The following is a 25792-nucleotide window of genomic DNA, read 5'->3' on the forward strand; positions in this document are numbered from 1 at the left end:
AACTTCTTAACAAGCGACTCAATTAGTTTATCAAGAACCCAACATGATGTCAAGAACTTTTTAAAATAATTTTTCAATGACTATCAAGTTGGAAGCTCTCAAGCCGTTGTCGCCGTTGCTCTGTCGCAACAACAAATAATATATTACCAATTAGAATTGATGTATGCAAGTGTTTTTGCGAAAAAAGTTCATTTTTTTATCATCTAATAATTGGTACTGGTGATTACTTACTAATATTACTACGTTTTACTATTAATTGTCTAGATAAAAAAATACCAAAGACGATTGTGTCTTTGGTATCAAAGTTACTACTTACTTAGCTCAGGAGCGTCAGTGGTATATAGATCGAGCATTGATTTATTGTCATTTTGAGCTAATAAACTAGTTCCGTTCTTACTTCTAGCCTTCTTTAACTCTTTCAATGCAGTACTCTTCTTATAAGAGTAATCTTTCTTATTAACTTTTGTAAATCCTGGCACTGTATGGAACCTCAATAGATCCCCATTAATTACACGATCAGATAAGGAGAGCTCTGTCGTAACTTTATTAGATAGTTTTGCCTTCTCAGTAGCTGATATCTTCTTGTCTACTTTACCTGTCTTGGTATTGTAGTAAACACTTCCGACCTTAGTTACATTTGGAGTGACAAAGTCTCCGTTTCTAAATGCAACAACCTGTGAATGATCTTTAGATAGTAGATCACTACCAAATTGAATCATATTCTTATCACTTACTCCTAAGAGATTAAGTAATGTTGGAAGAACATCGATCTCGCCACCATAAGTATGATTGATTCCACCCTTTAGTCCATCCATATGAATCATAAACGGTACACGTTGGTATTGAGCATTATCAAAGTCATCGAATCCCTTAATGCCTGTCAACTTAGCCATAGCTTTCTTATGGTTATCAGAAATACCATAATGATCACCATATAGTACGACCATACTATTCTTATCTAAACCTGTTTCCTTCAACCAGTTCATGAATTCACCGATAGACTCGTCCAAATATCTAGCTGTCTGAACATATCCATCAACTGTTTTATCACCAGTATCTGTCTTAGATATACTTTGGTTCTTCTTATCCAATGTATATGGATAGTGGTTAGTTACAGTGATTAGTTTTGCATAGAATGGTTGTGGCAATTGCTCAATGTACTTAGCTGAATCCTTAAGGAAAATCTTATCCTTCATACCATAACCGACTTCATAATCCTTCTTGATCTTATAGTAGTCAGAACTAAAGAAGTAATCATATCCCCATGACTTGTATGCATTATCACGGTTCCAGAAACTTGGAACATCCCCATGGAATGAGGCTGTAGTATAACCATGTTGATCCAAGATAGCCGGTGCAGCTTGGAAAGTATTAGTTGTACCATCAGTAACCATAGCTGAACCTTCTGGTAATCCATACAATGAGTTTTCAAGCATCAATTCCGCATCGGCAGTCTTACCTTGTCCAACTTGATTAAAGAAATTATCAAAACTTAAAGTATCATCCTCGTGATAAATCTTGTTTAGATTAGGAGTTACTTCTTCTCCGTCCCATTTGAAGTCGATCATAAATTGTTGCAGACTCTCTAAATGAATAACAAAGACATTCTTACCTTTGGCAACACCTGTATATTCAACGTTCGGTGTTACATAGTTATTCTTCATATACTTCTCAATAGAATCCAAGTCTGAACTCTTAGACTTAGCCTTAACAGCATTCGTTTGCGAAGTCTTAACCACGTCATAAATATTAAAAACATTGAGTCCTAAATACTTAACAATATAGTTATTATCAAATGTTCTTGTCAGTAATTGTGAACGGTCACTCTCGGCAAGAGTTAGGTTAGCACCAAATAGAAGAACAGCAAGTGAGCTGATCAATACTGGTATTCTCCAATTCAGTCGTTTAACATCCATTCTAATAACATGAAATGCGAGTAACAGTATTAATATCAGAACGTCTAGGAAGACTAAGAAGTCAGTTGGTTTAACAATTCCGAGAATACTCTTACCTAAGTTATTGGAAACCGATCCTGAACCTTTGATCAAGACCATTGTTAGAAAATCTGAGAATTCACGATAGTACAAAATATTAGAGAACAGCCATACAGTATCCAAGAAATCAACGATCAATAGGAATATGTATGACTTTCTCCCTTTCATATATAATGCGATACCAAATAGAAGCAACATTATCGGTATTGGGTTGATTATCATCAAGAAGGTTTGAATCGACCCTTTAACACCTAGGTTAAACTTATTTTGATAGGCATATACAGTTTTAATAGTGTATAAAAGTACAGCTAAGATTACGAATCCCAGCCTAGTATTTAAAAAATTGGAAATACTTTTAACAATACGCTTCATTATTTACGCTCCATAGATTTACTAACAACTTTTACGATGTCTCATTTAATTTTGGGTTTCTTCGAAACCGCAACAATCCCCAAAAACATCCCCAAATAATATGTAATAAATCTCCATAAAAACATACCTAGAATCAAACCTGAAGGAGAAGGAATGAATCCAGCAAACAGTGTTTTGAAACTAAATTCCGCTCCACCTGAACCCCCAGGAATCGGAAAAATAGATGTGATCATTACAATCATTATGTGCATCACTAAAACATCAACAATATTTACATGATCACAGTTAAGTGCTAACAGTACAAAATAAACTACAAAATAGTATAAAAACAGTTGAACAATCGTTAGTAGTGACGCTTTGATAACTTTTTTCTTCTCACGCTTTAATACTAAACTTTCATTGTAGAAACTATCAATACTTTCAATAGTTGACTGTAAAATTCTATCACGTTTTTCTTCTTTTAGAAAAAATAAAACTGGTTTAAGAATGACATGAACCATTTTTTTAGTGAAATCATAATAGTACATAATCATTAATAAGAATGAGATGGTAACTAAATGAATGACCATTCCAAACAAAATCAAAGTGGCAAGTCCTGAGAAATGTTGTGCAACACTCTTAAAACTCACCGCCATTGCAACAATGAAATTTACCAAAACCATTGCTTGATAAATAATAAACTTCATCAGTAATACTGAGCTTGCTCGCCCAGGATCAATCTTAGACTGCATCAAACCAACCAATTGAGCCGGTTGTCCACCAGATGAAAATGGTGTTATGGCATTAAAAAGTGCTTGAATCAATGGGATACGATACATTTCCCAAATACCAAACTTTCTATCTTCTTTCTTTTTTAACAGTGTATGCAATACTAATGCTTCTACCGCATACGACAAAAGAATTGATAAGAGTGCCACAGCTAGCCAGCCATAATTCAGGCTCTTAAAAGTTGTAACTAGTGACTTGAAATCAATCTTTCTGGCTTCCCACCAAAAAATACTGAATCCCAGTCCTAACATTACAAATAATGCAACTATATTTTTTCTACTCATTATTTATCCCGTTTAGCAATTTTATATTGATCGGTATAAAACTCGTACCAAATTTTACTTAAATTATCCTCTGAATATTGTTCCGTAGCCTCTTTAGACTTCTTCTTAAAACTATTCAAAATATCTCTGTGAGTCGCAGCCTTATTAATAAAATCATTCATATCTGAATAATCTCTAGCTGGCTCGTAATAACCTGAAATTATCGCACGATAAAGATCTAAATCTCTCAACAAAACTGGTGCTCCACATGCAAATGCTTCTAATACTGACATTGGGAACAGTTCATCATATGATGGCAATAAGAATAGGTTACAAGCATTGTAATAATCCACCAACTCATTACGGTCAACGATACCTGTAAATTTCATATTCTTAGGTGCATTATCGATCATATCCTTGTAACGGTCGTATCCATCAGTTATTTTTCCAAATGAGAAACCACCTGCCCAAATGAATTGGATATCAGGATTACCCTTAGCAAGTTTGTAAAAATCATCAATACCTTTACGTTCTTGAACTTGTCCATCGCCAAAAACGATAAACTTATCTTCAGGTACACCGATTTTTTTACGAAATGCCTTTTTTTCTTCATCAGACTTCTCATAGAAGTTTTCAGTCGAAACAAAGTTAGGAATATATTTGATTTTTTTACGATCAAGTCCATGAGCTACTAGTTTATCAATAAAAGTCGGATTGACAACTACTATTTGATCCATTCTCTTATAAAAATTAATTACATATTTATAAAAGACTGACTTAGCCGGCTCTGGCAACTTAATACTGCCTTCAAGTGTTTCAGGTAAAAAATGAACATATCCTATCTTGCGACCTCTTTTTTTAGAAAAGGTAGACAAATAAAATTGTGGATCGATTGTATGATAGTGACTCAAATCACTACGTCCATAATTATTTATCTTAATATCAAATTTATCACTAAAGCGTTCTTTCAGCAGGTTAATTAATTCCTTATAGGCACTGCCGACACCTTGTCCCGCTACTTTATCCGCTGATGAAAACATTGTTATCTTAATCATTCGAATACTCCTCTGGATCTATTGATGAATCTGAAAGTTCCTCTCTGACAAAGTATTCCTCTGAATGGTGGTAAAAATCTAAAATAGAATTACCAAAATTATCTGAAGATATATTATAGAGGATCTTTTGTCTTGCATCGCGATCATCAAATGAATTTGGGTGATCGAGGTAAGCAATAATTCTAGGCACTAACTGACTATCTTGAGAGAATGTTACACCAACTGACGGATCTGTCAAAAGTTGATCTGTGTATGGTGCACTTCTAACGACGATTTTTAATCCTGAAGCAATTGCCTCAATATACGTTAATCCTTGAGATTCAGTATCACTCGAAGACACAAAAATATTCGCCATATGATAGTATGGTGAAATTTTATCATGTTCAACTTCACCAGTAAAAGTAACATTATCACTAATGCCCAAGTCCTTAGACATTTGAACTAATTCATCCATATCAGGACCGTCTCCAACAATAACTAACTTTATATCAGGATTGTATTTTAACAACTCTGGCATCGATCTGAGCATATGATCAATTTTCTTCTCTAGAGCAATTCGGCTCAGCATCAAAATAACTGGTGTATCTTCAGAGAAGCCAAGCTTTTCACGTATATCCGATGCGTTGACTGGTTTTGTATACTCCGACAAATCGACTCCAGTTGGGATAATTGAAATTGGGGCCGGAACATCATATCGATCTAAGGTTGATTTAACTTGTTTACTTGGAGCGACAACGCCTGAAGCATTTTTCAAAAACATTCGTGACATTTGCTTAACATGATATGGCTTTAACAAATGTCCGTTCAGGACGTAATGCAAATAATCCTCATACATTGTGTGATAGGTATGAACAAAAGGTATTTTCAATTGTTTGGCAACAAATTTACCCATCAGTCCCATCGAGAATTCAGTCTGCGTATGAACAATGTCCAGCTTTAGTTCTTTGGCAAGATCCACTGCATGAAACATTCCTCTAATGGCAATTCTTCTATCAGTAAATGATATGAACGGAACACTTCCTACACGGAAAATATTTGGTTCAATTGTTTTTTTAGAAACATTAGGATCAGTTGTTGTAAAAATATAAACAGAATTTCCTTTTCGTTCCAAATCATTCTTCAATGTTTGGATCGATGTAGCTACTCCACTAACTTGAGGGAAGTATGTATCGGTAAAGATTCCGATATTCATAAAAACATCTCCTCACAATCTTTATAATGATGATTATAACAAAAAAAAAGAGGAATCACTTCCCCCTTTACAGTCTTAATTAATTAATTTACTGAAATTACGATTTTTCATTAAGAAATAAAAAATTGCAGCTCCGATTGCAACTACGACGACTTCGCCAAGTGCCACTGATCCAGCATTGATCCAAAATGGAATCTTTAAGACAAAATGTAATTCTGCACCAACGATAATTCCATTAACAACGGCACAAATTACTGGCACAGTCCAGATCCATTCCATCTTAGACGGAACTAATGTGATCAAATAACAAGCAATAGCCGTAGCCAGTGTACCGACTATCATATCGATAGCTGTAACACTGAAAATATTGGAAATGAAACATCCAATAATCAATGACCAGCTGTACTTGTGATTGAAAAACGGCAATAACATCAGGATCTCAGAAACCCTAAACTGAACTGGACCATACGAAAAGGCCGATAGTCCAGGGGCAGCTGTCACCGCCACATATAAGGCAGCAATAATCGCTAACTGAGTTATATCCCTAGTATTTAATTTGTTCATAGAAAAAAAATCCCCCACTGTTTTTATTTTGGACAGGTTACCAGAAAAACTGTCTTAAATAGATTAACGTATTTTGTTATAGACATCAAATAAAAAAGAAGCCAAGCGGCTTCTCCATTAAATCAATTTTAATTATTAGATGTAATTCTGTATTTTGCTAATTCAGTATCGATTTGGTCTAAGACTTTTTGTAAATCTTCAGGATTTTCAACGAAATCATACTTATCTCCATCGATCTTCATCTTAGGACTGTAGTCATAGTCGTCATACCAGCCATCATAACGGCCAAGTAAGTTGTGGTAGTACTCAACCAATGATGGATCTTGTTCTGGTTGCTCGTAATCACGACCACGTTTTTCGATACGCTTGATCATAGTGTCATATGAGATATCAATATGAACTAATAAATCTGGAGCTTTTTTAGCAGCGGCATATGGTAGCTCTTGCATCATATTGTCCAGCAATTCATCATAAACTTTAACTTCTTGTGGTGTAGCGCGTCCCATATCAGCGTTCATATGGAAGAATAATGAATCCTCGTAAATTGAACGATCCAACACATTGTTATCATCCACCATTGCTTGTTTGATAGATTCAAAGCGTTTGTTCAAAAAGTAAATTTGTAATAGAAATGCATATTTTTTAGGGTCAGCATAAAAAAGTGGTAACACGGGATTGTTATCTACTTGTTCATAGAATGCCTCTGTTCCTAAATGTTTTGACAAAATAGTTGCCAATGAACTTTTACCGGCTCCAATAGTGCCGCTCAATACGATCATCATTATTCTCCTCCAACCAATTCATTAAATAATCTGTAAAAAATCAACATTCACTATAATACCACTTCATGACTAGATATTGTATACAAATATAAATCTTAACCATATATGGTAGTGGTTTCACATGTATAGTCCTTGACGTGATAGGCTTTATATTCTCTGGAATTTCTAAATTCACAATATAATTGTCATCAATGTTAGAATATTAATGCAAAACGGAAGGAGTTAATAATGACGATCAGACATAAAAATTATATTCCAGATAATATTGAGGTCCGCGGTGCAAATGCGAACAATCTCAAAAACTTAGATATAGATATTCCGTTAAATTCATTCGTTGCGATAACGGGTGTTTCTGGGTCAGGAAAATCATCCCTTGCAATGGATACGATTTACTCTGAAGGTGCCAGAAAATATCTCAACGCATTATCGACCTACACGAGAAGACGCATCACCCAAATGGGGCGTTCAAATGTTAAAGAAATCAAAAATCTTCCCTCTACAATTGCTCTACGACAAAGACCAGTGGTCCCTGGTGTTCGTTCAACCGTTGGAACAATGACAGAGAGTTTGAACATCTTGCGACTAATGTTCTCTAGGCTTGCTTCAGTTAAATGTCCCAATGGACATCGCTTAGATCCAACTTTAAAAATTTCTCAGGTTATGGACTTGCCTTCTTCGGATGACAATATGGGAGTCTTAACTTGTCCAGTCTGCCATGTTCACTTCATGACCTTCGGTGCTGAAGACTTTGCCTTTAATTCCACTGGAGCATGTCCAACTTGCCAAGGCACCGGATTTCTCAAAACAATTGAGCTTGATAAGATTATACCCGATAAAAGTTTAACCATTGCTGAAGGTGCCGTTCGTTCGTGGCGACTACCGGGACGTTCACTTCAAATAGAACTTGTTGAACAGCTAGGAGTTAGAATTAACGTTCCATTTGAATCATTAACTGACAAAGAAAAAGATATTGTTATTAAAGGTAAAGGAGTAAAACGAGAAGTTATCGTTCCTACATCAACTGGTAAATCTTTCAAATTGAATGCCTTATATGAAAATGCTATCGATTCTGTAAAGCACAGTTTGAAAAGTGCCAAAAACGAAAACACACTAAATCGATTAGGCAGATTCTATTCAACTCAAGAATGTCCCAATTGCTTGGGCAGTCGCTTTGACCCCAAATTATTCAATAATGAATTGGTCGGCAAAAACATTGCAGAAGTATGTCAGTTAAGCATTGATCAACTCCAAAATTTCTGTTCTGAAATTCTAAATTGGTTACCTGAAAATATGCAAAAATTAGGTAAAAATCTGACTAATGAACTATTGGAGCTGTTACAGCCAATCGATGACCTCGGCTTAAATTACCTAACTTTGACGCGTGCTGGTAATACTCTATCAACCGGCGAACTACAACGAATCCAATTAGCTAGAACGATCCGTAACCAAATGACTGGCGTTTTATATGTCCTGGACGAGCCAAGTGTGGGATTGCATCCTGCTAACGTTACAGGATTGATAAAAATACTTCGTGAGTTAGTCAAACTAGGCAATTCTCTGATTGTGGTCGATCACGATACTAGCATCATCGCTGCAGCTGATTATGTTATTGAAATCGGTCCATCTTCTGGTGCCAGTGGCGGACGCGTTATCTCAAAAGGTACTGTTGATGATATTATGAAGGATCAGGATTCAGTAATTGAACCCTATCTAACTGGTAAAGCTAAGATAATTCAACACAATCATATTGAACCTTTTAGTAAAGGAACCATCGATGTAGAAATTAGTGACCGTTTCAACATTCATAATATGCAAGCAAAATTCAGTAAAGAATCCTTGAACGTCGTCTCTGGTATGTCTGGATCAGGTAAAACTACACTTGTCTTCGATAGTTTCATTAACGCCCTTGAAGATAAAACCAATGGTGACCCCATGCCAAGTTTCGTTAAAAAACTGGATGCTAATGGGATCAAAAATATTTTGACCGTCGATTCAACACCGATCGGTAAAAACGTTCGTTCAACCGTGGCTACATATACCAAGATACTCGATAAAGTACGCAAATTGTTTGCCGCAACTGATTCAGCCAAAACTAAGAAGTACACTGCTAGTTATTTTTCTTATAATAATAAGGAAGGTGCCTGCCCTAACTGCGGTGGTACTGGTGTGATCACGCTAGACATTCAGTATCTTCCAGATATGGTTGAGACCTGTCCAGTTTGTAACGGTAATCGTTATAATCCGGATATCTTAACAATTACTTGGCACGGAAAAAATATTGCTGAAATATTAAATATGTCAATAACTGAAGCTGCCAAATTTTTTGAAGATGAATCTAGTATTGAGGGAACCATCGACACCTTGAATGAAATTGGATTGAGTTACTTGGAACTTGGTGAAAGCACCCCCACTCTGTCTGGTGGCGAGGCTCAGCGTCTCAAACTGGTTACTTATATGAAGCGAAGTCAAAAAAATCAATTATTCGTTTTCGATGAGCCTAGTGTTGGTCTCCATCCTAAGGACGTTTCAATTTTGATAAACGTTCTTAATAAATTAATTAATAATCATGCTACCGTTATTGTTATTGAACATGATTTAGATATCATTGCTAATGCTGACTATATTAATGACCTTGGTCCCGAAGGTGGTATCAATGGTGGTAAAATTATAGCCAGTGGAACTCCAAAGGATATTTGTTCATCAAGCGATAGTATTACTGGTAAATATCTTCAAGAGCACATGAAACTATTTAATATTTAAGGGAATAAATATGAAAAAAATATCTATTATTGCTAGCCTCGCAGCCATCTTCATCGGGTTAACCGCGACTGGTGTAACGGTCAATGCCGCTGTTAAGGCAAAAAATCTTACTTCTATAGAAACTAGCGTTAACCATGCTGCACCAGAATCACCACTTGTCTTCTCGCATCGTGGTAGTCCATATAATCAACCAGAACATTCATTTGCCGGTTATAATACCGCTATTAAAGATGGAAGCCAGTATATTGAACAAGATGTTTGGTTGAGTAAAGATGGTAAACTGTATGTTTCACATGATGACAATTTGAAACGTACAACTGGTAAGAATATCAAAATTTCTGATTCCACCTCTAAGGAATTATCCAAGGTAAAATTAGTTAACGGTGAGAAACTGCATCAGTTAAGTGACATCTTCAGACGTTATAAACAAAATGTTCATTATATTATAGAAGCAAAAAAGAACGCTGGAGATAATACTGATACCGAAAAAGCCTTGGCCAAAACTCTAGATAAGTACAAAATGAATAAAAATATTATCATGCAAGACTCGAGTATTCCTGGTATCAAAGAATTTCATAGTAAAAAAGCTCAAAAGAATATTCCAATTTTATGGTTACTCGATTCCGTTACAGAAAGACAATATACTGAAGAAATCAATAACGCTCCTAGATATATCAAATTTATTTCAATTGACCAGACTCAATGGACAAAGAAACTCGTCAAAAAGGCCCATGACAATGGATTTAAAACCAACGCCTGGACTATGGATACTTATAACGATAATTACAATGCCTTAAATATTTATAAGTTTGACAGTGTCTTTACCAATAATACTAAAGAAACTAACAAACTTATCAGCAAATGGAAATAGTAAAAGCTAGCCAATCGGCTAGCTTTTTTTGATGTTTAAAATAGGATCAAATAATTTCAATCCAATACAATCCGTCGGACCAAGGTCTGTTATTGCCAAATCTGGAATCGCAGTAATTGGTAAAAATGTCATATAAAACATCGGATCATCAACTTTACTTCCCAAGCTACGTGCAGCTTTGAGAATACTTTTCTCTTGTTTTACCACTTCTTCAGGAGTTGCTTCAGAAACAATTCCGGCAATCGGTAATGGTAAGAAGCTGAGAACTTGGTGATCCTTAACAACGATTTGTCCGCCACCACGAACGATTAGCTCGTTAGCAGCAAATGCCATGTCCTCTGCATCAACACCCATAACAATCAAGTTGTTATCATCCGGTGCAGCGGTCGATGCCATTGCTCCAGCTTGAAGTCCCCAGCCAGATGTGAACCCTAATGACTTATTACCATTGATCCCAAATCTTTCTATTACTGAAACCAGTGCGACATCTTTGGCAGGATCAATTTTAACTTCATAATTCTTAACCGCCAATTCAACATCACGACGTTTTCTAACGAAAGGACCGACGCTCTTAATAGTTTCAACATCAGCAACACCATTTTCAACATCAACATTATAAATAAAATCTGCTGCTTTTAGATGATCAGCCTTAACAGAATTCATAATATCCTCTGAATACTCCGTTTTGGGAACGACATCAGCGTCAACAACCTTACCCTTTGAAATAACTTCTGAAATTTCAAATTTATTCAGATCTTCAACGAATAAAATATCAGCATCGCGATTAGGCGCAATCATTCCAACTTGATCATCGATTCGATATGCTTCAGCAGAATTGATAGTTGCCATTTGAATAGCAGTCAATGGTGGCACTCCAGCTTGAATTGCCAAACGCACTACGTGATCCAAGTGACCAAGTTCAGCGATATCAGTTGCAGTAACATCATCTGTACAAAAACTAACATGACGAGCAACATCAGCAGTGTTTTCGGTAATTGCACGAATATTTTCTTTTAAGAAATGTGTGACTGATGATTCTCTGACAACGACATTCATACCCTTACGAGCTTTTTCTAGTAATTCTTCATGATCATAACTTTCATGATCAACACGAACACCACTCATCAAATATTGATTAAGTTTGGTGCCACGAGCCATTGGAGAACATCCCCAAACTGGCTTATGTGCTTCTTTAGCGTATAGCATTGTCTTCAACGTGTCGTCATCTAATTCTTGGATATCTTCACGAACTGTTTCCCAAACACCATAGACATTCGAATGTTTTAGCAATTCTGATTGCATATCTGAATCAATGTTTTCAGCAATCGTTGATTGCGGAATTGTATAAGGCGTCTTGAATGGAGCACCCCAGAACAATTTCAAATCAGACTGATCTATTTCTTTAAAGATTTCTTTGAGACCCTTCAAACCAATTACAGAGATATATTCATCTAATCCTGAAATAATACTTGTTGTACCATGTGGAACAACTGCATGAGCAAAGCTTGTCATACTTAACTTGCTACATTCAACGTGGATATGTCCATCGATCATACCGGGAACCAGGTACTTGCCCTTGGCATCGATCACTTTAGTGGAATCACCAAAGTATTCTGACACATCCTTATCTACCGCCACAATTTTGTTCTTGTAGATAGCAATCTGTGCCGGATAAACTTCCTTGGTTGAAACATTCACTAATTGTCCATTTTTGATAATTATATCAGCCGGAATTTCAGCTGCTCCAGCTCGAATCAAATCTTTGAAATCATTCAAATCTAACAAAGTAGTGCCTCCTATTTGGGTAAGATATTAATTGTATAAAGCAAGATAATAAATACAACGAACAAGATATACATAATTGGATTAATTTCTTTTCTTCTACCTGCAGCAAGCATTGTAAGTGGATAAGCTAAGAATCCGAAAGCAATACCGTAAGAAATATTATAAGTAAGTGGCATACCAACAATTGTTAAGAAAGCTGGCATGGCAATTTCAAATTTGCCCCAATCGATTTCTTTCATTGATTGTGCCATTAAGATACCAACAATGATCAATACTGGCGCTGTAACATTAGAAGTCACAACGGTAAGTAGTGGTGAGAAGAACATTGCAAAACCGAACAGAATTCCGACAACCATTGAAGTCAACCCTGTACGACCACCAACTGCGATACCGGCACTTGATTCAACATAAGCAGCTGTTGGAGTTGTTCCCATTACTGCTCCACCAAGCATTGAGATCGAATCAGCCATCAAAGCTCCACCAATTCTTGGCATCTTGTTATCTTTCATAAATCCAGCTTGTGCAGCCAAACCAATCAATGTACCGGCTGTATCAAAGAATGCAACTAATAGAAAAATAAGTACGACTGACCACAATTGAGGTTGACTGATGTCACCCAAGTGAGCCACACCAACTCCAAAGGTTGGTTTCAAACTAGGAATAGATGAAACAATATGACTTGGTAAAGGAATAAGCTTTGTTACTAATCCTAAAACAGTTGTTAGGACCATTCCGATAAAGATTGAACCAGGAACCTTTTTCGCCATCAATCCTGCAGTTACTACTAATCCAAAAATAGTTAACCAAGTAGTAGGAACTGATAGTGAACCCATGGCAACAAGTGTTGACTTACTTCCAGTGATCAATCCACCGCCTTGAAATCCAACGAATGCAATAAAGATACCAATCCCAGCTGCCATCGCTAACTTAAGATCATGTGGAATTGCATCAATAACGATTTCACGTAACTTCACTAGTGAAAGGATCAAGAACAAGATACTGGAAATAAATACTCCAGCCATTGCTGTTTGCCAAGGAATACCCATGGCTAGTACGACTGAGTAAGTGAAGAACGCATTGTCACCAAGTCCAGGTGCAATTGCGATTGGGTAATTTGCTAATAATGCCATTAATACTGAACCTAAAATTGCTGATAGTGCCGTAGCTGTAAAGACTGCTCCCTTGTTCATTCCCGCATCCCCTAATACTTGCGGATTAACAAATAGGATATAAGCCATCGAAACGAAAGTTGTTAGTCCGGCTAAAACTTCACGTCTTACCGTTGTTCCATTTTCTTGAAGATGGAATAACTTTTCAATAAAACTCTTTTGGTTCATTGAGGTATCCATTTTATTTAATCTCCTTTTGCGTTAAGTACAATTCTCATACTCGTTTACAACAGAAGTATCTCAAATTTGTATAATAATATCAAGTAAAATACGATTGATTTTTATTAATATTTTTCTATTGTTCGTATTTAACAAATATTTTTATGTCTCAGACGGTTGATTAATAGTTTTATCCTTGTTATTCTTAACTTTGTAAAATAATACAGATTAAGGAGCTAATCAACTTGTTACCCAAAACAATTACGAGAGAATTCATAGAAGGACTGCCCAAAGCCGAACTTCACTTACATCTAGAAGGAACGCTCGAACCTGAATTGAAATTAAAATTAGCACAAAAGAACGGTATCGATATCGGTCAAACTACTATAGAAGATGTTCGAAAATCATACGACTATGATTCTTTGGCATCATTTCTTGCCGTATATTACCCTGGAATGAATGTTTTACAAACAGAAGATGACTTCTATCAATTAGCAATGGAATACTTAAAGCGTGCCAAACAAAATGGTGTACGACATGTCGAGATGTTCTTCGATCCTCAAGCACATCTAACACGTGGAATCTCTTTTGAAACATTTATTCACGGTTATCATCGGGCTTGTGTCGACGCCAGTGCCTTCAATGTTGATGCACATTTAATCATGTGTTTCTTACGAGATATGTCGTCTAAATCGGCCAATGAAGTGCTCAAAATGGCAGAACCTTACCGTGATATGATTCTCGGTATCGGACTCGACTCAGATGAACATCACAATCCACCATTGAAGTTTGCTCGTCCATATAGTGATGCAATTGCGCAAGGGTATCACACTACTATGCATGCCGATATTGATCAAGTAGATTCAATCGACCATATTAAACAAGCTCTAGAGATTATCGAAGTCGAAAGATTAGATCATGGAACTAATATTGTTGAAAATCAGGATCTAGTCGATTGGGTAAATCAAAAAAAACTAGGACTGACAAGTTGTCCACTATCTAACGGCTTTGTAACTAATGATATGAAGGGTAAAGAAATGATTGAACTGATGGAACAAGGTGTTAAAGTTTCAATCAATTCTGACGACCCCGCCTACTTTGGCGGTTACATTGCTGATAACTATGAGTCTATGGCAAAGAACTACAATTTAACTGCTGAACAATTGGTGACATTTGCTAAAAACTCGTTTGAAACTTCCTGGATCAGTGACTTTCAAAAAGAAACCTACTTAAAAGAAATTGACGATTTTGTAAATAAGTTTTAATCAAAAAAAATAAGCTTTCGGCTGTTAAAGTCGAAAGCTTATTTTTTATTCTATTCAGTATCTATCAATATTCGTACCAATAAGCGGCATTAAAACCAAAAATATTATTTAATATCCTTACCCTCATAAGCATTCAATAATACTTGTTTCAATTCAGCAATCAATGGTTCTTTAGGATTAGCAAATGAGAATTGATCTGCAAATGCTGATTCTGCTAATGAATCAACTTTTTTATCGAAATCAGCTTTGTTAATACCATTTTCTTTTAAACTCAACTTAACATCAACACGATGTGCCAAATCAATAATTCTATTGATTAATCCATCACGCAATTCTTCGTTGTTCTTGCCATTCAAACCAATTGAACGTGCAATTGTTGCATAATCTTCATCAGCTCTGAAGTTTTCATACTTAGGCCACATAGCAATCTTGGTAGGTTGTTCAAAGTTATATCTAATAACTTGTGGCAAAGCAATGACTGAGGCAAGTCCATGTCTAATGCCAAATTCATTATTCAGAACATCAGTAATTGAATGACCTACACCTGCAAAGGCATTACCAAATGACATACCAGCTAAAGTTGAAGCATTGTGCATTTCAGCTTGTGCGTCAGGGTCACCATTGTATGCCTTAGCTAAATTATCAAAAACTAGTTTGATAGCCTGTAACGCATAAGGACGTGTGTAATCAGATGCCATGTTTGATACATAAGATTCAATCGCATTATTCAAGACATCCATTCCCGATTCAGAAATAACATTCTTAGGCATTGTTTCAACAAATTGTGAGTCAACAATGGCAACATCAGGTGTTAATGAATAGTCGGCAATTGGATATTTAACACCAGTCTTGGAGTCAGTTAATGAAGTAAATGGTGTAACTTCCGAACCTGTACCAAATGTTGTGGGAATAGCTACAAATTGTGTTTTTTCAGGCTTAGGGAATTTGTAAGTACGTTTCCTAATATCAATGAATCCTTGCTTAGCTCCAAATAGGTCAACATCAGGATGCTCGTAGAATAACCACATATCTTTAGCTGCATCCATTGTTGTTCCACCACCGAGAGCAATGATCGTATCTGGTTTAAATAGTTTCATTTGAGTAACCCCACGGTTCACCATGTCGGTCGTAGCTACTGAATCAACATCTGAGAACATTGAATATTCAACACTAGTCTTACTACGTTTTAATTCATCAACAATGGTATTAACGTAGCCAAGTTGAACCATAACTGGATCACAGACAATGAACGCTCTGCTCATTCCTTGTAGATCTTCTAGATAACGTACTGAAGTTTTTTCAAAGTAAACACGAGGTTGTTTGATCCATTGCATATTGTTTCTCCGTCTAGCGATTGTCTTAATATTAAGCAAATCAAATGATGAAACGTTATGTGAAACTGAATTTTTTCCCCATGAGCCTGTACCTAGTGTCAATGAAGGAATCATTTCATTGTACAGATTACCGATTCCGCCAATAGCAGCAGGCGTATTAACAAGTACACGACTTGCTTTCATCTTAATACCAAATTCTGTTGCCAAGTCTTCGTCCATTGTGTGAATTGCGACCGTATGACCCAGTCCACCGAAGTGAAGTAACTTATCAGCTTTGTCAAAAGCATCCTTGTGATCCTTTGCTTTGAAAACTGATAAAACTGGTGAAAGTTTTTCAGCTGAAAGTGGCTCACTTGGTCCGATGCCTGTGATTTCAACACCAACGACCTTCGTATCATCAGGAACCTTGATACCAGCTAGCTTAGCAATTTCCACTGCCGACTTACCAGCGATAGGTCCCTTAACTCCACCTTCTGGCCTAAACATTGCATCAGCTAAAGCCTTGTGATCACTCTTCTTAATGAAATAAACTTTGTTCTTCTCTAATTGTTCTTTAACTTCTTTATAAATATCTTGATCAACAATGGCACTGTTTTCTGAAGCACATACCATACCATTATCAAATGTCTTGGAAAGTACGATATCATTAACCGCACGTTTGATATTAGCTGTTTTCTCAATGTAGGCTGGTCCATTACCAGGTCCAACACCCAGTGCAGGTTTACCAGTTGAGTAAGCCGCCTTAACCATACCAGGGCCACCGGTTGCTAGAACACTGGCAACATCTGGATGATTCATCAAGGCTGAAGTAGCCTCAATACTTGGTTTTTCGATCCATTGAATGACATTTTCTGGAGCTCCAGCTTCAACCGCCGCCTGGAGCATGATTTTTGCTGCAGCAACAGATGACTTCTGTGCTTGAGGATGAAAGCCAAAAATAATTGGGTTACGTGTCTTTAACGCAATCAATGATTTGAACATTGTCGTTGAAGTTGGATTAGTAACTGGTGTAACACCTGCCAATACACCAAGTGGTTCAGCAACCTTGATCAAACGATGCTCTTTATCATCTTCAATAATACCAACAGTCTTATCACGTTTGATCGAGTGCCAAATTTCCTCAGTCGCAAACATATTTTTGATAACTTTATCTTCAGTGACTCCACGACCAGTTTCTTCATGTGCCAACTTAGCTAATTCTAAACTAGCATTTAATCCGGCAATTGCCATGTGATGAACAATATGATCGACTTGTTCTTGAGTGAAACTATCCATGATATTCAAAGCCTTTTGTGCTTTTGCAACCATAGTATCAATAACAGGACCTACTTGATCCTTCTCATTTTGAACCATTTCTTCTTTCGAACCTTTTAACATTACAATACCTCCAAGACAGAATAATATTTTGCTAATTAATTCACGTTATATATTTCACAGTCTATCTTAGCATTCTTTGAAAATATAGCAACTGTTTTCAGTTAAAAACTAATAAAATTGTCAAAACGTATAAATATCAATATATAATCATTGACATACCAGTGATTATATATGAAAACGTTTTCACTAAATACACCATTTTTAACTTGTTTATGTAATGTGATTTTTGTGAAATAATAGTCAATCACCACTACCGGCATAGTATTTTCCCTTGTTAAATGAATTCACAAGGACACAAAAAATAGAATACCCGAAAGTATTCTATTTGATTTCTATCTAAACATTGTTTTAGCAGCTCTAGTCATAACTTTAGGATCTTTTTCATAATGATGCATTGGCGTCATTTCTGATAAAGGAATTCCTAAGAATGTATAGACTGCTCTTTGTGCTGCTCTAAATGAATATTGTTCTGTAAATACCATATCAAATGGTTGTTCACAGAATTGACTGATAAATGCTAAGTTCTTGCTGTGCTTTGGCACAACGTCAGGACGATCTCCGACCGCTCTTTGATTGAACAAGGCACTGGCATATGGCATGTGAACGGGAATTACGTTGACGATGCTGTCCATAATTTCATCTGTGTGATTCTTGATGTTGTCTTTACTTGGATCGACTGCGGCTAATTGTCCTAATAATTCTTGAAGCATCTCTTCACCTGTCATTTCGATAACTGGCTTTTGAACATAGTCACCATTACGACGTGGATACATGAAATAACCCCAGAAGACTGATTCATTAGGTTTCTGTGCTTTGAAATGTGGTTGATGGTGAATAACTAATGACATCAACGGTGTACTATTGATCCATGTATTCAAGGCGTTACCTGGTTCTTGCTGAGTAATACGAGAAATCTGATTTAACAAATAATGATTATTTGTAGTAATAGTAAAACTCATCCACTCACTCTGCGTACGGTCATCAAAGAACTTATCAGGATTACCTAGTGAATAGAATTTTTCAGCTGCTTTCTTCCAAAGCATGGCGCTTGGAGCGTATTCCATATTCTCAGTAACTGGTGTGTTGTAATCACCAATTGATGAACTATCTGTAATTGAACCATTTGTATCAAAGACTAAATCATTTTCATCAATATCGATATGACCTTCTTTGTTGTCATTATCGACTTCTTCATACTTAAGTCCAGTAACGATGATGTCATCTTGTAGCGGTGTATCCTTGAATTCGAAGTCTGTAACCTTGCGATTATCAATGAATGTTACACCACGATCTTCAAGATACTTACGCATTGGAATAATAATACTTTCATATTGATTATATGGTGTTCTTGTAACACCCTCCAAAGTATTGATACGACTGAATTCTAGAATCATACGATTCATGTAACGACGTAATTCCATGGCTGAACTAGCACGTTTAAATGCAAAAGTTGTTTGCCACATATACCAGAAGTTTGTGGTAAAGAAATGTGGAGAACTAGCAAAGTATTCAGCAATACTAATATTGTTCAATGCTTGTTCATTTTTTTCAGAGCTCATCATCAACTTGGATAACAACATTCTATCTTTGTTGTTAAACTGCATGTGTTTGTAATTATCTTTATTATTTTTAATACGTGGTCCGTCATAATCCATCAAACGACCAACATCGTGTGTTGGGTGAGCGTGATCAAAGTTAAGAATATCATCTGTAACAGTTTGACCTGGATTATCCAGAGAAGGAACTGAACGCAACAAATCCCAAAGGTTTTCATATGTTTCTTCATTGAGCATACGTCCGCCCTTTGCTAGAAATCCTTTGTTGTTGGATAAAGCTTGATTACTATATTCACTTTCATATGATGCGGTTGTGCCACCATCATTTGCACCGTGAGTTTCGAGACCCATCATAGTTATTTGGTCACCTTTGAAGCCACCATCACGGATCAAATAAATACCTGCAGCTAAATTACCGATACCAGTACCAATCATATAAGCTTTTCTTGTCATATTATGACCTCCGTTCAAATTGTTACTCCCTACAACCTAAATATAGCTAGTTTACGAACAAATGTAAAGGCTTTCTAAATTATATAGCTAAAAATTGATAAATATATAATTTATTTTTTGATAATTGATTTAATAAAAAAGACAGGGCAATTAAGCCCCATCCATTATTTTGTCAATCTAACTACATCACGAACAATCATTAATTCCTCGTCTGTAGGCACAACTAATACGTCTACCGATGAATCATCCGTACTGATCTTACGAATACCTTTACCGTTCTCATTTGCATCCTTATCAATCTTGACTCCCATATAATTAAAACTGTTAGCAATCAATTCACGAATCCAAGGATTACCTTCACCCATTCCAGCAGTGAAGAGAATTACATCTGTTCCACCAAGTAAGGCGATATATGAACCAATATACTTAACAATACGATTAATGAAAATTTCAATTGCCAATTCAGAACGCTTGTTATCATCCTTGGTAGCAATCAAATCACGCATATCAGGTGAAACACCTGATATGCCGAGTAATCCAGATTTGTTATTTAAAATGTCAATCATGTCTTGAATATCAGTTATCTTGAGTTTTTGCATTAAGAATGCAACTAATGAAGCATCAATATCTCCTGAACGTGTACTCATAGTAATACCAGCAAGCGGTGTGAATCCCATTGAAGTATCAACAGATTTTCCACCTTCGATAGCGTCGATTGAAGCACCACTACCCAAGTGAGCAGAGATAATCTTCAAATCTTCAATTGGTTTGCCTAGGAAATCGGCTGCAGCCTTAGAAACATAGCGGTGGCTAGTTCCGTGGGCCCCAAACTTACGAACACCATATTTCTCATAGTATTCATATGGCAAACTATATAGATAATTTACTGGCTCCATTGTTTGATGGAATGATGTATCGAATACAGCAACTTGAGGAACATCTGGAAGAATCTTCACAAAAGCTTCGATACCCGCAGCTTGTCCAGGATTATGTAGTGGAGCAAACTCTGACAAATCTTTGATTTCTTTGATGACCTTTGGTGTTACGACAGCAGAATCTTTGAAAATATTTCCACCGGCAACAACACGGTGACCAATACCAGTAATTTCATCGTAACTACTGATGATCTTCATCTCTAGCAATTTTTTCAACATCATATTAACAGCTGTTATATGGTCTGGAATATCGCCAACCTTACTGAATTTTTCACCATTATATTTTACTTCAAATACTGAGTCTGATAAACCTAAACGATCTACCATCCCTTTGGCAATCACATTTTCTTCTGGATATGAATAAAGCTTCCATTTTAATGTCGAACTACCTGAATTAACTGCAATGATCTTTGACATACTATTTTCACCTAACCTTTAAAGTTGTTTCTTGCCCAATCTTGTAATTGATCTTTGAATCCCTCAAATAATTTTGGTTGATTCGTATCTGGAATTGTACCCATCAAAACATTATCTGCTTGCTTTGAATTACCACCGTGTTTTTGTAGCACGACAACCGCTTTTTGCGCTTCTTTAGAAGCAAAGAGATTTGAAGGTAAATCTAATACTGCTTGTAGATAAACGCTCGAAACCATCCATTCAGATAGCTTTTTAGCTTGATCTGTTTGGAAGATTTGTGACGGAACAATGAAGATACCAACACCACCATCATTCAAGTTATTCATAGTTTGTTCAATCAAGAGATGATGTGCATATGAATGTCCTTCATCTGACTTGGTCTTAAACTTAGCTGCATTCTCGTCAATTGGATAATATCCAACTGGCAAGTCTGCAATCGCCATATCAATGTCAGTAACTTCCCACTCTGAGATACCGTCTTGATGGTAGGCATCAAGATTGATATTCATAACTTCACTGAATGCTTTTGATAGGGTAACCAAAGCGTCATCATTATCGATTGCGGCGGCATTGATTTTGAAATCACCGGCTTGTCGTAATTGTTGGATAAATTCAATTAAGAAATTACCTGTACCAACAGTAGGATCAATCAAATTCAGTTCGTTCTTACCTTCTGATTGTAAGATTTCAAAAGCAATCAAGCTGGCGATCAATCCAATCATATCGGGTGTCATCAGTTTATTAACTTCAGAATTATCAACTTTTTGGTCTTTGATGATATTAACTGTAATGGCTTGTTTCAATTGTGCTGGAGTCAATCGTAATTGTTTGAGTTCAGCGTATATTGATTCTAGTTGTGACACTGTTTCTTTATCGGGAGCACCGTTTTCTACAAATACGTGTCCATCTGCAATATTAGTCAGATTCTCGGACAATGCATCCAAATAACTGGTACCAAGTGACTTCTTTAGTAAAGTGGTAGCTTGATCTAATTGATCATAGTACTTTTGCATATTCTCTTCTGCCATATTTTACCTCTTTAGTAACATACTAAAATATTACCTTTGTAAGCGATTTAATTCAAGGGGTTGTAGCGTTTCCATAAATTTAACATTAGTATTTTTAGTATTGTTAATAATTTCTTGCCGATATTTCTCATCAAGTTTTTGATAATTGCTAACTTGCCTTTCAAAATAAGCATTACTAAATCCTATCACTAAAACGGCAATAGATAAAATCATAACTGCATTGAGAATAATTGTTCCTTGATGTTTATGATTACGTTCCCTCATTGATTAAGTACATCTCAGACTTTCGATCAAATTTATCAATAGTATGAATAATATAAATACTTTCTTTTTGTTCAAATTTAATATGTTTTAAATTTACTAAAATAGGCATATGTCCGCCGGACTCAGCACCGGTCATTCGCAACATGTCACCATTTTTATATGATTCAATCGAATACCTTTTGTCTTCCGACACTTCGAAGACTATTTTTTGCTCAGTACTATTCAATACTTTTGCATATAAAAATAAATCTTGAATCCGTTCGTTTGAAACATGCCATCGAAGGACTTCACTTCTGGTATTTGACTCGACCTTTTTCACAATTTGGAGCGATTGCTGCAATATTCCCAATGTCATGACTGTTACTAGTAGTGCAATTACCGCTTCAGCCAACATAAACCCCTCATGGCGACTTCTGTACATAAAAAACTTTTCCATTCACTTCCACCATCATTTTGTCTTTCGTTTGACTGAATCGGTAAACTCGTCCATCTATTGTAATATTATTTGGCACATTTTCGTATCTGGAATGTAGCTGTATTATCTTGTGTGCACTAGTTCGAGATTCCCAGTTACTGATTATTTTGAATTGTTCGCTAACACAATATGACAGAGTTAAAACTATCATCACAGAAATTGTCAGTGTTATTAGGGATTCTAACAAAATGAATGCAGATCTATTTTTCAACCAGCTCACCCCACATCATTTGAATCGTATAATGATAAATTCTGTGAGTTAAACTAGATTCCAATTCAATAGTTCTTGGACCAGTTGAACCATTATTACTGACATTTATTCGAATGTCATGCCCTCGGTTACTTTTAAGGGTTTTGGGCAATTTAATCTGATTGAAAAATTTATCTTTGTTATTGTAATCCATAAAGTTCATTGTATTAGTTTCATAATTATAGAAAAATGTAGAATAATTTTTATTCAGATAGGAATAGTTCAGCATATTGTGCCAATTAGTTTTGAATTGGCTGATAACTTGTTTCTCCTCTATCCGCTGTTGATATGCATGAAGCCCATAAATTGAAACTGAAATAAGTGTACAGAATATGGCCAGTGAGATTACAGTTTCAAGCAGGGTAAAGGCTTTATTTCGCCGAAGCTTCAGTGAGAGAAATTTTATATGCACTAGTCTTCTTATCCAGAATAATATAGTATTTTTTGCTTGCACGTTTAAACTGATTCTCAGAAATATATCCATCATCTTTTAAATTTCTCCATGTTGGAATACTTACGCCATCGCCATCATACATATCAATTTCAGTTTGCATAGTAGTTACAAAAGCATCCTCACTTTTAGTACTTGCATTATTTTTTTGTGCACCAAGGTTAGGAATCATTACCAGCAATAATAGTGAAATAATAAATAATACGATCACCATTTCAATCAGTGTAAAAGCTTTTTTAGTTTTCTTAATTAGTTTGCTCATCATTTATGTGAGTCCTTTCATCATCCCGTATACTGGGAGAAGTACAATCAAATATGTCACGAGTATCACAATAGCAATCACTCCGAACAATATAGGCTGTACCAAATTTAGTATTTTTTTTAGTCGTCTTTGGGTCTCTTCAAACTTGAGCTCAGACATCAATGTCAAATCTTGCCCAATTTCTTTAGTACTGCCACCTGATTGAAGTATCATCTTCAATTCATTTGGCAATAGTGGTTCGTTCTCTATCAATGAATATATATTCTTCCCACAACTCATTCCAGTGCTGAATTTGTTTGATAATGCACACTGTATCGATCCTTGTTCAAATAGTTGACTTGATGAACAAATATCATGGAGATTCATACCACTTCCAACTTGCATCCCCAATCCTTGTAAAATTATGAATTGAAAAAAACTAGAATATGTTTTACCAATAATTGGAAGTTTGATGAGTACAACTGCTCGCTGATATTCAGTCATTTTTTTTAATTTGTAAATAAAATACGTCATCCCGATAAACGTGAATATAATTAAAGAAATAACTGACATAATAAATATATCTATCAAGTTACTATCATTATTCAGATCCAATTGAGGAATAATATATGCTTTCATTCCTACTAACATCACTACCAAAAACAACATTATAAAAACTGGATAGGCCAAGAGATCCATCAATTTTTCTTTTTGCCGAGATTTGTTTTGTAAGATCATTCCACTTTGAAACAACGTCTGTTGCAAGCCACCATGGCTTTGTGCAATCATCAATTGATTATTTATCACTGGTGGCAGTTTCAGATGGCGCATTGCATGGGCTATCATTTCACCCATTTGCAAATCCTGATAAATCAAATCAAAAATATCTTTTTTATCTTCTAGCATCTTTAAACAATTAATAGCTTGTTTAATCGAAAAACCATTCATAGTTAGTCGACTTAATACCAACAAATATTCCGCTTGTTTCTGTGGCTTTAATTTTTTATCCGTAAATAAATTCTTGGTAAGTATCTTCATCGATATATCCATCTTGAAAAGTATTTTTGATCATCTGAGCCCAATTATTATCAGGTTCATTTGTATTGATAAATTGCTTAATGCTTTCTGTATCAATCAAATCGATAAACAATTCCTTCTTATTGATGGTCGGAATCAATCTCTGATATGAAATTAAATTTATTGAATTTAAAATTTCTAAATCATTTATTCCAAATTGTTTTAATCTTTGAAGCACAGAATACTTTGATTTACCATGAATCGTGGTGAGAACTGTGTAACCGCATAGTGCCGCCTGCATAGCTTGCTGTGCTGTCTTACTATCACGTATTTCTCCGATGATCAAGACCTCTGGACGATGGCGAAGACTTGTCTTAATCAGCTCTTCATAGTTCATACCAGAATCTTCATTAACTTGCAGTTGTAAAAACGAATCTTCTACAATTTCAATCGGATCTTCAATACACATTACCGTTTTATTGACTGACAAATATCTGCCAAGTGCATACATCAATGATGTTTTGCCTGAACCCATAGGACCGGCGAAAATCATCATTCCTTTTCGCTTAGCAATTGGCAGCAACTCGTTCAAAATACCTTGATCCATTCCGATACCCAATGCTTGGGGATAAATCAACCGGATTACAACTGATTCTCGATTTCTGAAGTCTCCAACAGCTGAAATACGAATATGAATCCGATGATTCTGAAAATAAAAACTAAAAGAGCCTTTTTGGGATCTCCGTCTTTCAGAAACATCTAGTCCACCATTGAACTTCAAGAAGTTAATGATTGCTGATGTTTCATCCAATGTAAATTCCGCAAATACGTACTTCCCGCCATCATTGCGAGCTTCGATCCGATATGAATCTTCTTTAGGTAAAAAATAAATATCCGATACCATATCCTTACAAGCATTCAATAATAAATCGTTAGCCATCGTTTCAGTGGTCATGTCATTCCTCCTTATACTTAAAATTACGTAAAAAAAAAGA

General features: G+C 35.8%; 21 protein-coding genes. 3 read left to right on the forward strand and 18 right to left on the reverse strand.

The features are described 5' to 3' along the window. Positions 1-308 precede the first annotated feature (308 nt). The 6 genes from EKM68_RS00005 to EKM68_RS00030 form a co-directional block, all read right to left on the reverse strand. The gene (locus EKM68_RS00005; RefSeq protein ID WP_125587622.1) at positions 309-2366 is read right to left on the reverse strand and encodes an LTA synthase family protein; all 2058 of its coding nucleotides are present in this window, start codon (positions 2364-2366) and stop codon (positions 309-311) included. A gap of 41 nt (positions 2367-2407) precedes the next feature. Next, on the reverse strand, positions 2408-3418 hold the full coding sequence (locus EKM68_RS00010; RefSeq protein ID WP_125587623.1) for a lysylphosphatidylglycerol synthase transmembrane domain-containing protein: 1011 nt from the start codon (positions 3416-3418) through the stop codon (positions 2408-2410). Continuing rightward, complete coding sequence (locus EKM68_RS00015; protein WP_125587624.1) at positions 3418-4452, reverse strand: glycosyltransferase family 4 protein; 1035 nt, start codon at positions 4450-4452, stop codon at positions 3418-3420. The genes EKM68_RS00010 and EKM68_RS00015 overlap by 1 nt, the downstream gene beginning before the upstream one ends. Next, positions 4445-5644 carry a glycosyltransferase family 4 protein gene (locus EKM68_RS00020; RefSeq protein ID WP_125587625.1) on the reverse strand — a complete coding sequence of 400 codons (1200 nt, stop codon included), beginning with the start codon at positions 5642-5644 and terminating at the stop codon, positions 4445-4447. The genes EKM68_RS00015 and EKM68_RS00020 overlap by 8 nt, the downstream gene beginning before the upstream one ends. Before the next feature lie 75 nt (positions 5645-5719). Next, entirely contained in the window at positions 5720-6208 is a 489-nt protein-coding gene (locus EKM68_RS00025) for a QueT transporter family protein (RefSeq protein WP_125587626.1), read from the reverse strand. A 128-nt stretch (positions 6209-6336) separates the two neighbouring features. Continuing rightward, positions 6337-6987, reverse strand: coding sequence for a deoxynucleoside kinase (locus EKM68_RS00030; RefSeq protein ID WP_125587850.1), 651 nt, complete (start codon positions 6985-6987; stop codon positions 6337-6339). Between the two features lie 231 nt (positions 6988-7218). Between EKM68_RS00030 and EKM68_RS00035 the strand changes: the two genes are divergently transcribed. Both EKM68_RS00035 and EKM68_RS00040 read left to right on the forward strand, forming a co-directional pair. Further along, positions 7219-9750, forward strand: coding sequence for an excinuclease ABC subunit UvrA (locus EKM68_RS00035; RefSeq protein ID WP_125587627.1), 2532 nt, complete (start codon positions 7219-7221; stop codon positions 9748-9750). A gap of 10 nt (positions 9751-9760) precedes the next feature. Beyond that, entirely contained in the window at positions 9761-10621 is an 861-nt protein-coding gene (locus EKM68_RS00040) for a glycerophosphodiester phosphodiesterase (protein ID WP_125587628.1), read from the forward strand. A gap of 18 nt (positions 10622-10639) precedes the next feature. Here the strand turns inward: EKM68_RS00040 and EKM68_RS00045 are convergent, their stop codons facing one another. Together EKM68_RS00045 and EKM68_RS00050 are read right to left on the reverse strand one after the other, a co-directional pair. Beyond that, positions 10640-12406 (reverse strand): adenine deaminase C-terminal domain-containing protein, encoded by a 1767-nt coding sequence (locus EKM68_RS00045; RefSeq protein ID WP_125587629.1) that lies wholly within the window; start codon positions 12404-12406, stop codon positions 10640-10642. Positions 12407-12417: 11 nt separating this feature from the next. Next, the gene (locus tag EKM68_RS00050) at positions 12418-13755 is read right to left on the reverse strand and encodes an NCS2 family permease (protein ID WP_125587630.1); all 1338 of its coding nucleotides are present in this window, start codon (positions 13753-13755) and stop codon (positions 12418-12420) included. 224 nt (positions 13756-13979) lie between these two features. Between EKM68_RS00050 and add the strand changes: the two genes are divergently transcribed. Beyond that, positions 13980-14999: an adenosine deaminase gene (gene add / locus EKM68_RS00055; RefSeq protein WP_191987361.1), complete on the forward strand. Its 1020-nt coding sequence runs from the start codon at positions 13980-13982 to the stop codon at positions 14997-14999. Between the two features lie 104 nt (positions 15000-15103). Here add and adhE read toward each other — a convergent pair whose 3' ends face one another. From adhE to comGA, 10 genes are all read right to left on the reverse strand, one after another. Next, positions 15104-17710 (reverse strand): bifunctional acetaldehyde-CoA/alcohol dehydrogenase, encoded by a 2607-nt coding sequence (gene adhE, locus EKM68_RS00060; protein ID WP_125587632.1) that lies wholly within the window; start codon positions 17708-17710, stop codon positions 15104-15106. A gap of 332 nt (positions 17711-18042) precedes the next feature. Next, a complete protein-coding gene (locus EKM68_RS00065) occupies positions 18043-19719 on the reverse strand; it encodes an oleate hydratase (RefSeq protein WP_125587633.1) in 1677 nt (558 codons plus the stop codon). A 164-nt stretch (positions 19720-19883) separates the two neighbouring features. Further along, positions 19884-21071 carry an acetate/propionate family kinase gene (locus EKM68_RS00070; protein WP_125587634.1) on the reverse strand — a complete coding sequence of 396 codons (1188 nt, stop codon included), beginning with the start codon at positions 21069-21071 and terminating at the stop codon, positions 19884-19886. Positions 21072-21082: 11 nt separating this feature from the next. Continuing rightward, the gene (locus EKM68_RS00075; RefSeq protein ID WP_125587635.1) at positions 21083-22099 is read right to left on the reverse strand and encodes a class I SAM-dependent methyltransferase; all 1017 of its coding nucleotides are present in this window, start codon (positions 22097-22099) and stop codon (positions 21083-21085) included. A gap of 30 nt (positions 22100-22129) precedes the next feature. Continuing rightward, positions 22130-22363: a hypothetical protein gene (locus EKM68_RS00080; RefSeq protein WP_125587636.1), complete on the reverse strand. Its 234-nt coding sequence runs from the start codon at positions 22361-22363 to the stop codon at positions 22130-22132. Further along, the gene (locus EKM68_RS00085; protein WP_164509311.1) at positions 22350-22757 is read right to left on the reverse strand and encodes a ComGF family competence protein; all 408 of its coding nucleotides are present in this window, start codon (positions 22755-22757) and stop codon (positions 22350-22352) included. The genes EKM68_RS00080 and EKM68_RS00085 overlap by 14 nt, the downstream gene beginning before the upstream one ends. A 281-nt stretch (positions 22758-23038) precedes the next feature. Continuing rightward, positions 23039-23500, reverse strand: coding sequence for a type II secretion system protein (locus EKM68_RS00090; RefSeq protein WP_164509312.1), 462 nt, complete (start codon positions 23498-23500; stop codon positions 23039-23041). Then, positions 23460-23804, reverse strand: a complete 345-nt coding sequence (gene comGC / locus EKM68_RS00095; RefSeq protein ID WP_225422933.1) for a competence type IV pilus major pilin ComGC — start codon at positions 23802-23804, stop codon at positions 23460-23462. The genes EKM68_RS00090 and comGC overlap by 41 nt, the downstream gene beginning before the upstream one ends. Continuing rightward, positions 23805-24818, reverse strand: coding sequence for a type II secretion system F family protein (locus EKM68_RS00100; RefSeq protein ID WP_125587639.1), 1014 nt, complete (start codon positions 24816-24818; stop codon positions 23805-23807). Continuing rightward, positions 24784-25752 carry a competence type IV pilus ATPase ComGA gene (gene comGA, locus EKM68_RS00105; RefSeq protein WP_125587640.1) on the reverse strand — a complete coding sequence of 323 codons (969 nt, stop codon included), beginning with the start codon at positions 25750-25752 and terminating at the stop codon, positions 24784-24786. The genes EKM68_RS00100 and comGA overlap by 35 nt, the downstream gene beginning before the upstream one ends. Positions 25753-25792: the final 40 nt, after the last annotated feature.

The sequence above is a fragment of the Companilactobacillus jidongensis genome, assembly GCF_003946575.1.
GTDB lineage: Bacteria > Bacillota > Bacilli > Lactobacillales > Lactobacillaceae > Companilactobacillus > Companilactobacillus jidongensis.